This window comes from Gordonia malaquae NBRC 108250 (assembly GCF_000344135.1).
In the GTDB taxonomy this organism is placed as follows: Bacteria; Actinomycetota; Actinomycetes; order Mycobacteriales; family Mycobacteriaceae; genus Gordonia; species Gordonia malaquae.
In genome coordinates this window covers 86,690-98,002 of the sequence record NZ_BAOP01000002.1, presented here as the reverse complement: position 1 = coordinate 98,002, position 11,313 = coordinate 86,690, and the positions used below count along the sequence as shown (strand labels likewise).

The 11,313-nt window shown below is 65.2% G+C and carries 13 protein-coding genes; 11 read left to right on the top strand and 2 right to left on the bottom strand.

The genetic code is table 11. The annotated features are described in order from the left end of the window. Position 1 precedes the first annotated feature (1 nt). On the top strand, positions 2 to 487 hold the full coding sequence (locus tag GM1_RS01255) for a Fic family protein (protein WP_008375949.1): 486 nt from the start codon (positions 2 to 4) through the stop codon (positions 485 to 487). A 134-nt stretch (positions 488 to 621) separates the two neighbouring features. After that, on the top strand, positions 622 to 2,298 hold the full coding sequence (locus GM1_RS01250; protein WP_008375948.1) for a purine-cytosine permease family protein: 1,677 nt from the start codon (positions 622 to 624) through the stop codon (positions 2,296 to 2,298). A gap of 61 nt (positions 2,299 to 2,359) precedes the next feature. On the opposite strand, the gene GM1_RS21470 is transcribed toward GM1_RS01250, so the two are convergent. Together GM1_RS21470 and GM1_RS01240 are read right to left on the bottom strand one after the other, a co-directional pair. Beyond that, positions 2,360 to 4,618, bottom strand: coding sequence for a serine/threonine-protein kinase (locus GM1_RS21470; RefSeq protein ID WP_008375946.1), 2,259 nt, complete (start codon positions 4,616 to 4,618; stop codon positions 2,360 to 2,362). Between the two features lie 85 nt (positions 4,619 to 4,703). Further along, entirely contained in the window at positions 4,704 to 4,922 is a 219-nt protein-coding gene (locus GM1_RS01240; protein ID WP_075052015.1) for a hypothetical protein, read from the bottom strand. Between the two features lie 755 nt (positions 4,923 to 5,677). Between GM1_RS01240 and rpsH the strand changes: the two genes are divergently transcribed. The 9 genes from rpsH to map all read left to right on the top strand — a co-directional run bounded on the left by rpsH (position 5,678) and on the right by map (position 11,253). Beyond that, positions 5,678 to 6,076 (top strand): 30S ribosomal protein S8, encoded by a 399-nt coding sequence (gene rpsH / locus GM1_RS01235; RefSeq protein ID WP_008375945.1) that lies wholly within the window; start codon positions 5,678 to 5,680, stop codon positions 6,074 to 6,076. A 15-nt stretch (positions 6,077 to 6,091) separates the two neighbouring features. Further along, the gene (gene rplF / locus GM1_RS01230) at positions 6,092 to 6,628 is read left to right on the top strand and encodes a 50S ribosomal protein L6 (RefSeq protein WP_008375943.1); all 537 of its coding nucleotides are present in this window, start codon (positions 6,092 to 6,094) and stop codon (positions 6,626 to 6,628) included. A gap of 3 nt (positions 6,629 to 6,631) precedes the next feature. Then, positions 6,632 to 7,027, top strand: coding sequence for a 50S ribosomal protein L18 (gene rplR, locus GM1_RS01225; RefSeq protein WP_008375942.1), 396 nt, complete (start codon positions 6,632 to 6,634; stop codon positions 7,025 to 7,027). 43 nt (positions 7,028 to 7,070) lie between these two features. Then, the gene (gene rpsE, locus GM1_RS01220) at positions 7,071 to 7,727 is read left to right on the top strand and encodes a 30S ribosomal protein S5 (RefSeq protein WP_008375941.1); all 657 of its coding nucleotides are present in this window, start codon (positions 7,071 to 7,073) and stop codon (positions 7,725 to 7,727) included. A 2-nt stretch (positions 7,728 to 7,729) separates the two neighbouring features. After that, positions 7,730 to 7,909, top strand: a complete 180-nt coding sequence (gene rpmD, locus GM1_RS01215; RefSeq protein WP_006895590.1) for a 50S ribosomal protein L30 — start codon at positions 7,730 to 7,732, stop codon at positions 7,907 to 7,909. A 3-nt stretch (positions 7,910 to 7,912) separates the two neighbouring features. Then, positions 7,913 to 8,353 (top strand): 50S ribosomal protein L15, encoded by a 441-nt coding sequence (rplO, locus tag GM1_RS01210; protein ID WP_008375939.1) that lies wholly within the window; start codon positions 7,913 to 7,915, stop codon positions 8,351 to 8,353. Positions 8,354 to 8,571: 218 nt separating this feature from the next. Then, complete coding sequence (gene secY / locus GM1_RS01205) at positions 8,572 to 9,903, top strand: preprotein translocase subunit SecY (RefSeq protein ID WP_008375938.1); 1,332 nt, start codon at positions 8,572 to 8,574, stop codon at positions 9,901 to 9,903. Further along, on the top strand, positions 9,900 to 10,448 hold the full coding sequence (locus GM1_RS01200; protein ID WP_008375937.1) for an adenylate kinase: 549 nt from the start codon (positions 9,900 to 9,902) through the stop codon (positions 10,446 to 10,448). Before secY ends, GM1_RS01200 begins: the two co-directional genes overlap by 4 nt. Before the next feature lie 10 nt (positions 10,449 to 10,458). After that, entirely contained in the window at positions 10,459 to 11,253 is a 795-nt protein-coding gene (gene map, locus GM1_RS01195) for a type I methionyl aminopeptidase (RefSeq protein ID WP_008375936.1), read from the top strand. The last annotated feature ends 60 nt before the right edge of the window (positions 11,254 to 11,313 follow it).

The window sequence follows — 11,313 nt, the reverse complement described above, 5'->3', positions numbered from 1 at the left end:
ATTGGCTAGTTGTTACTTGCTCACGATCCATCCGTTCATCGACGGCAACGGACGGATTGCGCGGGCACTGACGAATGTCCTTCTTCACGACGTCGGGTACGACGTCACGCGGTACGTCTCGTTGGAGGTATCCATCGCGAAGTCTGCGGATGGGTACTACGCCTCGTTGCTGGCATCGACGGCCGGCTGGCACGACGCTGAGCACGATCCCTGGCCGTGGCTCCGATACTTCATCGGACTTGTCTCCGCGACATACGCGGAGTTCGCGGCGGTGACGGGGGCCGCCCGATCAAGTGGGAGCAAACAGGAACGTGTTCGTGAGTACGTGCTCAGCCATGCGCCGTCGGTGTTTCAGATCGCGGATGTGAGAACTGCGCTTCCGGGGGTCTCGGATCAGACCATCCGGATCGCATTGAACGCGCTCCGTTCCGAAGGGTTGGTCGAGGTCGACTCTGTCGGGCGCGGCGCGACCTGGACACGTCGATGAGCTGTCGTTGCCATCCGCCCGTAACAACGCGGCGCGTTCTGTATCGCCGACGAAACACTTCCGCACCGTCGTCGTGACACCACCTGCATAACTTTCCTCTCACCGGAATGTTTCTGGCGGTGAGTGGAGGTTTGATGACGGATCAGTTGACGCGGGTCGCACCCGCGCAGGGCGCCGAATCAGGTGCGCTGAAGGAGACCCTGGAGGACTACACCCTGCGGTTCGCGCCGCGCAGCTACCGCAAGTGGAGCGGTGCGGTCGTCGCGACGTCGGCGCTGGGTGGCATCGCCTACCTCGCCGACTTCTCGATCGGCGCCAACATCGGCATCGCGCACGGCACCGGCAACGCGTTGTGGGGCATCGGCCTGTTCGCCGCGGTCATCATCGCGACGGGCATCCCTCTCGCGTACTACGCGGCCCGCTACAACCTCGACCTGGACCTGATCACGCGCGGCAGCGGGTTCGGCTATTACGGTTCGGTCGTCACGAACTTGATCTTCGCGTCGTTCACCTTCATCTTCTTCGCCCTCGAGGGCTCGATCATGGCGCAGGGTCTGCACCTCGGCTTGTCCGTCCCGTTGCCGGTCGGATATCTGGTGTCGACGCTGATCGTCCTCCCGCTGGTCATCTACGGCATGAAGGCGCTCGCCAAACTCCAGGTGTGGACGACGCCGTTGTGGCTGGTCATGATGGTCGGGCCGCTGATCTATCTGCTGGCGGCACATCCCGGTTCGGTGAGTGAATTCCTCGCGTTCTCCGGTGTCGACGAGAACGGCGCACCTCGCGGCGAAGGCGTCAGCTGGGCGGGCATCATGCTCTGCGCAGGCGTCTGCCTGTCGCTGATCGCTCAGATCGCCGAGCAGATCGACTACCTGCGCTTCATGCCGCCGAAGACTCCGGAGAACAAGCGCCGCTGGTGGTCCGCCGTGCTGATCGCAGGCCCGGGCTGGGTGCTGTTCGGCGCGGTCAAGCAGATCGTCGGTCTGTTCCTCGCCGTCTACCTGATCGCCAACGTCGCCGACGGCGCGGGCATCGCGAACCAGCCTGTTCACCAGTTCCTGATCACCTACGAGGAGATGATGCCGCACTGGCTGGCGATGACCCTCGCCGTGATCCTCGTGGTCATCTCGCAGATCAAGATCAACGTCACCAACGCCTACTCCGGCTCGCTGGCCTGGACCAACTCGTTCACGCGCGTCACCAAGACTTACCCGGGACGCCTGGTGTTCGTCGTGGTGAACCTGGTCATCGCGCTCGTTCTCATGGAAGCGAACATGTTCAGCTTCCTGTCGGAGCTGCTGAACTTCTACGCGAACTGCGGCATCGCCTGGATCGTGGTGGTCGCCACCGACATCGTCGTCAACAAGTACCTGCTCGGCATCAGCCCCAAGCACCCGGAGTTCCGCCGCGGCATGCTGTACGCGGTCAATCCAGTGGGCTTCGTGTCCGTGATCGTCGCCGCCGGCGCGTCGATCGCAGTGTTCTTCGGACTGTTCGGCGACGGCATCGCGCCGTTCTCGCCGCTGGTGGCCGCCGTCCTCGCGATGCTGCTGCCTCCGATCCTGGCGGTCGCGACCAAGGGGCGCTACTACCTGCGTCGCACCGATGACGGGATCGATCTCCCGATGTACGACGAGCACGGCAACCCCAGCGACGAGAAGCTGCTGTGCTGTGTCTCCGGCGTCGAGTTCGAACGCCCCGACATGCTGGCCTCCGCGGTCCCCGCGGCCGACGGCTCCAAGCAGTACATCTCCTCGCTGGCCCTGGCCTGCGACAAGACCGGGCTGCACGTCCTCCCGGAGCAGCGCTGACCCCGGTTCGACATCACGCGTGTAGATCGTTGCCCGATTCGGGTGACGATCTACACGCGTGTCAGGTCAAGCGACGGCCGTCGAGCATGACGGCGGGGCCTGCCGCGACGAGATCGTTCACGTCGTCGCTCGACGACACTCCGGCCTGCCATCGGAGCGTGCCGTCGGCGTTGTACACCTGCAGCAACTCCGACTCGAAGTCCGTCGCCACCGCGACGCGATCGCCGTCTGTGCCCAGGATCGACTTGAAGTACCCCGCGTCGAAGACCGCGAACGATCCGTCGTAGCAATCGATCCAGCCGTGCGTCACGGCCGTCTCGCCCTCGGACCGGCGGACGATGATCTCGACTTTGGTGCCGAAGCCGGCCTTGATCTCCACCGAGTGCCATTCGTTCACCGACCACAACTGATTGCCGGTCGCCGGGTTGAACGCGGCGACTTCGCCGCCACGAGACAGAACGGGGAGGGACGGCACCGTGGCCGCCTCGCTCTGCCTGGTCACCGTCCATCCGGTGGCATCGCCGGTCCGTCGACCAGTCGCGTCGAAGATCGCGACCTTGCGAGTGTCAGGTTCGGAGCCGGCGTCGCCTTCCTGGACGACGAAGCCGGTCAGCGCGCCCTGCCAGATCAGGTCGGCCGAACCGAGGGTCGTGTCGCGCCGATATACGATCTCGCCGTCTTCGACCCGCCGGAGAGTGGCTTCATGGCCGACGGTCACCGCGACCACTGGCGACGAGTCCTGCGTCGAAACCCGGACTGGACCCTCCGTGGGCGGCACGGACCAGCGCTTGCGGCCGGTCGTGTCATAGGCGACGACGCCCTCCTCTGCCGTGACGGCGAATACGTCGCCGGACTTGGTCACGAACGGGTCGAACCGCGTCTCGAAGTCGAGGACTCGCGACGTCCCCGCCACCAGATCGACGAGCATGGGGAAGTTGCCGTTCCCCGGACTCCGACTGACCGCGCACATCGCAGCCTTCTGGTCGGCGCTGATCGCGCAGCCACTCGGGCTCGCCATCCCGGCAGGCAGGGTGATGGTGCGAGTGGTCCGCCCTGATTCGGCGTCGACGAGTGCGAGCTTCGCGTCCGAACCCGGGCCGCTGACCATGAGGACCATGGAATCGGTACCGCCGAGCACATCCGGCAACGAGAATCCGGGCTTGTCCGGCCACGACCATCTCGGGGCTGTCGGCTTGGTCGCCAGCGACGCCAGTTGTCGGGTCGCCGTAACCCTTTTCAGGCCCGTTGCTTCGTCGGACGGTCCAGTGCCCGAGTTCTGAGCACTTCGGCTCGGAGCGATCCCGTGAGGAAACGCCCAGATCGCCACGACGGCGACGGCGAGCACGGCGACGATCGCACCCACGATCAGCCCGATGTGAGGACGACGCTTCGTCACGGTTGCAGACCGGACCTCGGTTGGTGCGTACGCCGAGGGAGGCGGCGTCTGTTGCACGGTCTGGGCGTCTAGGGGAGCGACGGGTGTCGGGGCCGGGGTCAGCGTCAATGCGTGGGCGAGCGCGGCAGCGAACGTCCGACTGTCGTCGAACCGATGCGCCGGGTTCTTCGCGAGTGCGCGATGCAGGACGGCGTCCACCTCGGGGGACAGGCCGGGCTGAGCTGCGGCGGCGCTCGGCGGCGGAGTCTGCACGTGTGCCATCACGACCTGGGTCGGCGTCGCCCCACTGAACGGCGGCCTCCCTGCGATCAGCTCGAACGCGGTGCACGCCAGCGAGTACTGATCCGAGCGGGCGTCGATCGGCTGTCCGAGCAACTGTTCCGGTGACGCGTACAAGACGGTGCCGAGGGTCATTCCGGTGCCGGTGAGCTGGGACGCATCGCCGGCGAGGTGAGCGATCCCGAAGTCGGTGAGCAGAGCGCGTCCGCGGCGGTCGAGGAGGATGTTCGCGGGTTTCACATCGCGGTGCACCAGGCCGGCCGCAGCGGCGTCGTCGAGCGCCTGTCCGACTTCGCCGATGACACGGGCTGCTTCGAACGGGGGCAGCGGACCGCGCTTCAGCGACGTCGAGAGGTCCTCGCCGTCGATGTACTCGAGGGCGATCCACAGTCGACCGTCGGTTTCGCCTCGGTCGTGGATCTTCACCACGTGCGGATCGCTCAGGCCCGCGATGACATCGGCCTCCCGCTCGAACCGCTTGCGGAACTGGTCGTCATCGGCCAACGGTGCGGCCAGCACCTTGAGTGCGTCACTTCGTGGAAGCCGCGGGTGGCGGGCGAGAAACACCTCGCCCATACCGCCCGCTCCGAGCAGTCGTTCGATCGTGTAGCCGGCGAAGACGTCCCCGGGGCTCAGCTCGCTCATGCGCGGAACGATAGCGGATCGTCGCGAAGGTTCCCGCGTGCGAATGACACCGGTGACCCCGGCCTTGTTCCGAGCCTCGTGACCGCTATGTGGTCACGCGGCTCGGAGCAAGGTGCAGGACGGTGAGCGACACGGCGTCGGCGTGGCCGAGCCGCCCGTCGAGTTCCACGACTACGCCCCATTCGGGATAGTCGAGGTCGCGAAATCCGGGCCGACCGACGCCGGTAGGAGCCTGACGCAGAGGAGCGGGCAGTCCGTGGGCACGTTCGACGGCGCACCCGCGGCGGAGCGACGGTCGCGACAACCGCGTCGTCGTAGTCGGAGCGGTAGTGGACGACGATCCCGTCCACCTGCCGAAGGTTCCGTCGGGCGTCGACCGCGACATGAATCGGCCCGGCCGTCGAACCCTGTCCGGTCAGCAGCATCCACGAAGAACCGTGGGACAGCGCCGACGGCGTGGTGTGCAGCAGCGCGCACCAGGCGCGCTGCACCCAGGTGAGGGGCCCTGTGTGCGTCACGTAGACGCCGTCGAACACAGCCACCCACGCGCGTCGCCGCAATCGCCGTCGGACGTACGCGGAGTCGAGACCGCAGTCGAGCACCTGGCGTCGGCTCACCACCCCGGATTGATCGTGAATCACCTGGTCCAGGCGCACCAACGCCCGCTGATCGTCCCCCATCCGCTCAGTGTGAACCAGAGCGGCGATGAAAAGAGACCCATCCGGCGATCTGTGGATACCGGACAGTAGCCCTTGTTCCGAGCCTCGTGACCGCTATGTGGTCACAGGGCTTGGAGCGAGCAGTGAACGATGCCGCAGGCCCGTCGATTCGACTCTGGCCAGCAAGTTCCCTACACTTGTGTGGTTGCCCGGGTGAAGTGTGCCCCCGGGAGCCACAACTTCATAGCTCACGGGTGCCGGCGAAAAGCCAATGGCATCGGTAGGCGAGAACAATGCACAACTATCCACTTCGTGGAAGGCCCACCGGCGAACAGGCGGAGAAATCCGCAGGTCACTGCTGTATGGGAACCGCTACGAGAAAGGTTGACGGTCAACAACCATGACCATGACTGATCCGATCGCAGACTTCCTGACACGTCTGCGCAACGCCAACTCGGCGTTCCACGACGAGGTGAGCCTCCCGTCGTCGAAGATCAAGGTGAACATCGCCGAGATCCTCAAGCGCGAGGGTTACATCACCGACTTCAGCGTCGAAGACGCAGAGGTCGGCAAGAAGCTCGTCGTCACCCTGAAGTACGGCCCGAGCCGGGAGCGCAGCATCGCTGGTCTCCGTCGCGTCTCGAAGCCGGGTCTCCGGGTGTACGCGAAGTCCACCAATCTGCCTAAGGTCCTGGGCGGCCTCGGCGTGGCGATCATCTCCACGTCGTCCGGTCTGCTCACTGATCGCCAGGCTAAGAACCAGGGCGTTGGCGGCGAAGTCCTCGCCTACGTCTGGTAGGGGAGCGTAGAAACAATGTCGCGTATTGGTAAGAATCCCATCGCAATTCCCGCCGGTGTCGACGTCACGATCGACGGCCAGGACGTGAAGGTCAAGGGCCCGAAGGGCGAACTGAACCTCACCGTCTCCGAGCCGATCACCGTGACGAAGGAAGAGAACTCCATCGTCGTCGCCCGGCCCAACGACGAGCGCCGCAGCCGTGCCCTGCACGGCCTCTCGCGCACTCTCGTCAACAACCTCGTGATCGGTGTCACGCAGGGCTACACCACGAAGATGGAGATCTTCGGTGTCGGCTACCGCGTCGCAGCCAAGGGCAAGGACCTCGAGTTCGCCCTCGGCTACAGCCACCCCGTGCCGATCGAGGCACCGGAAGGCATCACCTTCGCAGTGGAATCGCCCACCAAGTTCTCGGTCTCGGGCATCGACAAGCAGCAGGTGGGCCAGATCTCGGCGAACATCCGCCGCCTGCGTCGCCCCGACCCGTACAAGGGCAAGGGCGTCCGCTACGAAGGCGAGCAGATCCGCCGCAAGGTCGGAAAGACGGGTAAGTAAGACATGAGTGAAACAACCGTTCGTAAGCCCATCGGCAAGGACGTCTCGACCCGTCGTCGCACCGCGACCAAGCGTCGTCACTTCCGCCTGCGCAAGAACATCTCCGGCACGGCAGAGCGTCCGCGCATGGCCGTCAAGCGCAGCAGCCGTCACATCCACGTGCAGCTCATCGACGATCTGACCGGTCGCACCCTGGCGGCAGCCAGCACCATCGAGGCCGACGTCCGCGCGGCCGGTGGCGACAAGTCGGCTCAGGCAGCCAAGGTCGGAGAGCTCGTCGCAGCTCGCGCCAAGGCTGCAGGCGTCGAAGCCGTCGTCTTCGACCGCGGTGGCAAGGCGTACCACGGCCGCATCGCGGCTCTGGCCGACGCCGCCCGTGAGGGAGGCCTGAGCTTCTAATGATGATCACGATCGACATGACCAACAACGGAGGGGACATCTGATGCCCGGACGTCAGCGTGACGGCGGCAACGGACCCGCCGGAAACAACAACAGCAACGCCAACGGCGGCAACGAGCGCGGCCGCGGCCGCGGCGATCGTCGCGACAACCGCGGCGGACGCGAGCGCGAGGAGAAGAACCACCTCGAGCGCGTCGTCACCATCAACCGCGTCTCGAAGGTCGTCAAGGGCGGCCGTCGCTTCAGCTTCACCGCTCTCGTCGTCGTCGGCGACGGCCAGGGAATGGTCGGCGTCGGCTACGGCAAGGCCAAGGAAGTCCCCGCGGCGATCCAGAAGGGTGTCGAGGAGGCTCGTAAGAGCTTCTTCCGCGTCCCGCTGATCGGCGGCACCGTGACCCACCCCGTCCAGGGTGAGGCCGCAGCAGGCGTCGTCATGCTCCGCCCGGCCAGCTCGGGTACCGGTGTGATCGCCGGTGGCGCCGTTCGCGCCGTCCTCGAGTGTGCAGGCGTCACCGACGTTCTCGCGAAGAGCCTCGGCTCGGACAACGCGATCAACGTCGTCCACGCCACGGTCGCCGCACTGAAGATGCTGCAGCAGCCTGAAGAGGTCGCTGCTCGTCGCGGACTGACCGTCGAAGAGGTCACCCCTGCCGGCATGCTGCGCGCACGCGCCGCTGCCGCCGCGAACAAGGGAGCATAACCATGGCTGAACTCAAGATCACCCAGATCAAGGGCACCATCGGTACCAAGAAGAACCAGCGTGACAGCCTGCGCACCCTTGGTCTCAAGGGCATCCGCCAGACCGTCACCCGCGAGGACACGCCGATCAACCGCGGTCTCATCAACGTGGTCCGTCACCTCGTGACAGTCGAAGAGGTTTAAGTCATGACCATCAAGCTGCACCACCTTCGCCCCGCACCGGGTGCGAAGACCGAGAAGACCCGCGTGGGTCGCGGTGAGGGCTCGAAGGGTAAGACCGCAGGCCGCGGCACCAAGGGCACCAAGGCGCGCAAGAACGTCCCCGCACGTTTCGAGGGCGGCCAGATGCCGCTGCACATGCGTCTGCCGAAGCTCAAGGGCTTCACCAACCGCAACCGCGTGGAGTACCAGGTCGTCAACGTCGGCGATCTGTCCGCACTGTTCCCCGAGGGCGGCGCCATCGGTGTCGACGAGCTCGTGGCAGCCGGTGCCGTTCGTAAGAACGAACTGGTCAAGGTGCTGGGCGAAGGCGAACTGACCGTTGCGGTGAACATCACCGCCAACAAGTTCTCCGGCTCCGCCAAGGAGAAGATCGTCGCCGCCGGCGGCACCGCCACCGAGCTGTAAAGACGTCGGTGAATCTCTGATCACGCCGGTCAGGTGAGCAAACGCGGGACGTACACCGTCCTGTGGGTGCTCACCTGACCGTCGCTGATTGGATGACTGTTAGAGTTCGTGGGGGCATTCTCCAAGAGTGAGTGCCCTGCAATCTTTTCGAGTGTGACGCCCCGACCACGCCGAGGCCGCACAGGCCCGCATGTTTCAGGTGCTTATAGGAGGACTTGGTGCTTTCCCCCCTCGTGGCGACCTTCAGGACGCCCGATCTGAGGAAGAAGATCTTCTACGTCCTCGGCATCCTGGTGCTGTACCGCCTCGGTACGACCATGCCGTCGCCGGGCGTCAACTTCAAAGAGATCGACCGATGCGTCGAAGCCGCCAGCCGCGGCGACTCCGGTCAGATCTACTCGCTGATCAACATGTTCTCCGGCGGCGCGCTGCTGCAGCTGTCGGTGTTCGCGATCGGCATCATGCCGTACATCACGGCCAGCATCATCGTTCAGCTGCTCACCGTCGTCATCCCGCGGTTCGAGCAGCTGCGTAAGGAAGGCCAGTCCGGCCAGAACAAGATGACGCAGTACACGCGTTACTTGACGCTGGCACTTGCCGTGCTTCAGTCGACGGGCATCGTCGCGCTGGCCGCCAGCGGCAACCTGCTGCCCAGCACCGGCCCGGACTGCAACTCGCAGGACATCATCTCCGACCGCTCGATCTTCGGTCTCGTCATCATCATCATGGTGATGACCGCAGGCGCGATGCTCGTCATGTGGTTCGGTGAGCTCATCACCGAGCGCGGTGTCGGCAACGGCATGTCGCTGATGATCTTCGCGGGCATCGTCGCCCGCCTCCCCTCCGAGGGACGCAACATCCTCAACAGCAGCGGCGGCCTTCGCTTCGGTCTCGTCTGCGTCGCGATCCTCATCATTCTGATCGCCGTCGTGTTCATCGAGCAGGGCATGCGCCGGATTCCCGTCCAATACGCCAAGCGCATGGTCGGCCGCAAGATGTACGGCGGATCGTCGACGTACATGCCGATCAAGGTGAACACCGCGGGCGTCATCCCGGTCATCTTCGCGTCGTCGCTGCTGTACATCCCGCAGCTCATCCTCCAGCTGACCAACCAGAACAGCACCGAGGTGGCCGGCTGGCAGGTGTGGATGCAGGACAACCTGATCAACCCGTCCAGCGTCTTCCACATCGTCACGTACTTCCTGCTGATCGTGTTCTTCACGTACTTCTACGTGGCTGTCACGTTCAACCCGGAAGAGCGCGCCGACGACATGAAGCGCTACGGCGGATTCATCCCGGGCATCCGACCCGGCCGCCCGACCGCCGAATACTTGGGCTACGTGCTCAACCGGATCACGCTGCCCGGTTCGCTGTACCTGGGCATCATCTCGATCCTCCCCAACCTCTTCATGGACATCGGAAGCGGCAGCGCTGCGAACATCCCGTTCGGCGGCACCGCCCTCCTGATCATCGTGGCCGTCGGCCTCGACACCATCAAGCAGGTCAACAGTCAGTTGATGCAACGCAAGTACGAAGGGTTCCTCAAGTGAGACTTGTCATTCTCGGTCCCCCCGGCGCAGGTAAAGGCACTCAGGCAGAGTTGCTGTCGGAGTCGCTCGGCATTCCGCACATCTCCACCGGTGATCTGTTCCGCGCCAACATCTCGCAGGGCACCCCGATCGGCGTCGAAGCGAAGAAGTACCTCGACGCAGGCAATCTCGTTCCGCCGGAGATCACCATCAACATGGTGCGTGAACGTCTCGCTGAACCTGACGCCTCAAACGGATTCATCCTCGACGGCTTCCCCCGCTCGACCGAGCAGGCGGTCGCTCTCGAAGGCATCCTCGACGACCTCGGCACCGCACTCGACGGCGTTCTGTCGTTCGAGGTCGACGCCGACGTGGTCGTCGAGCGCATGCTTGCTCGCGGGCGCGCCGACGACACCGAAGAGGTCATCCGCAACCGCATGTCGGTGTACGCCGCTGAGACCGCTCCGCTGCTCGACCACTACGCGTCGACCGTCAGTCGTATCGACGCCGTCGGTGACGTGCAGGAAGTGCACCAGCGCGTCCTGACCTCGCTCGGCAAGGCCTGACCGGACGCCAGTGGGATTCCGCAAACCCAAGGCCGTTCCGTTCCGTACGGCCGGTGAGCTCGACGCGATGGCGGCGGCAGGCGAGATCGTCGGCGCCGCGCTCGTAGCGGTGCGCGAAGCAGCCGCCGTCGGTGTCAGCACACTCGATCTCGATCAGGTCGCCGAGGCGGTGATCCGCGATGCGGGCGCCGTGCCGTCGTTCAAGGGCTACCACGGTTTCCCGGGATCGATCTGCAGCTCGGTCAACGACGTCGTCGTCCACGGCATACCGTCCAAGGACGTCGTCCTGGCCGAACACGACCTCGTCTCGATCGACTGCGGCGCCATTCTCGACGGCTGGCACGGCGACTCGGCGTGGACCTTCGGTGTCGGCGAACTGTCGACGCCGGACCACGAGCTCAACGAGGCGACTCGCCTGTCGCTGGAAGCCGGAATCGCCGCGATGGTCGACGGAGCGCGTCTCACCGACGTCTCCGCGGCCATCGAACGGGGCACGATCGCCGCGGGCGAGAAGTTCGGCAGGCGGTTCGGCATCGTCGCAGGCTACGGCGGCCACGGCATCGGCCGTGAGATGCACATGGAACCGTTCCTCCCGAATGAGGGCAAGCCGAACCGTGGTCCGCGTCTGGTGATCGGATCGACGCTCGCCGTCGAGCCGATGCTGACGCTCGGCACTGAGGACACCACCGAACTCGACGACGGCTGGACGGTCGTCACCGACGACGGAACACGCGCGTCGCACTGGGAGCACACCGTGGCGGTCACCGCCGATGGACCGCGGATCCTCACCACACGCCCGGCCTGACGCAGCACTCGACGGTCTGTGAACCGTTCGACTGACAGTGCAGTGCGCGTCGTGCTGCGT

Excerpts from the sequence above, each read along its gene's own strand:
- GM1_RS01250 (WP_008375948.1), top strand. The coding sequence starts at position 622 with ATGACGGATCAGTTGACGCGGGTCGCACCCGCGCAGGGCGCCGAATCA.
- GM1_RS21470 (WP_008375946.1), bottom strand. The coding sequence starts at position 4,618 with ATGAGCGAGCTGAGCCCCGGGGACGTCTTCGCCGGCTACACGATCGAA.
- rpsH (WP_008375945.1), top strand. The coding sequence starts at position 5,678 with ATGACCATGACTGATCCGATCGCAGACTTCCTGACACGTCTGCGCAAC.
- rplF (WP_008375943.1), top strand. The coding sequence starts at position 6,092 with ATGTCGCGTATTGGTAAGAATCCCATCGCAATTCCCGCCGGTGTCGAC.
- rplR (WP_008375942.1), top strand. The coding sequence starts at position 6,632 with ATGAGTGAAACAACCGTTCGTAAGCCCATCGGCAAGGACGTCTCGACC.
- rpsE (WP_008375941.1), top strand. The coding sequence starts at position 7,071 with ATGCCCGGACGTCAGCGTGACGGCGGCAACGGACCCGCCGGAAACAAC.
- rpmD (WP_006895590.1), top strand. The coding sequence starts at position 7,730 with ATGGCTGAACTCAAGATCACCCAGATCAAGGGCACCATCGGTACCAAG.
- rplO (WP_008375939.1), top strand. The coding sequence starts at position 7,913 with ATGACCATCAAGCTGCACCACCTTCGCCCCGCACCGGGTGCGAAGACC.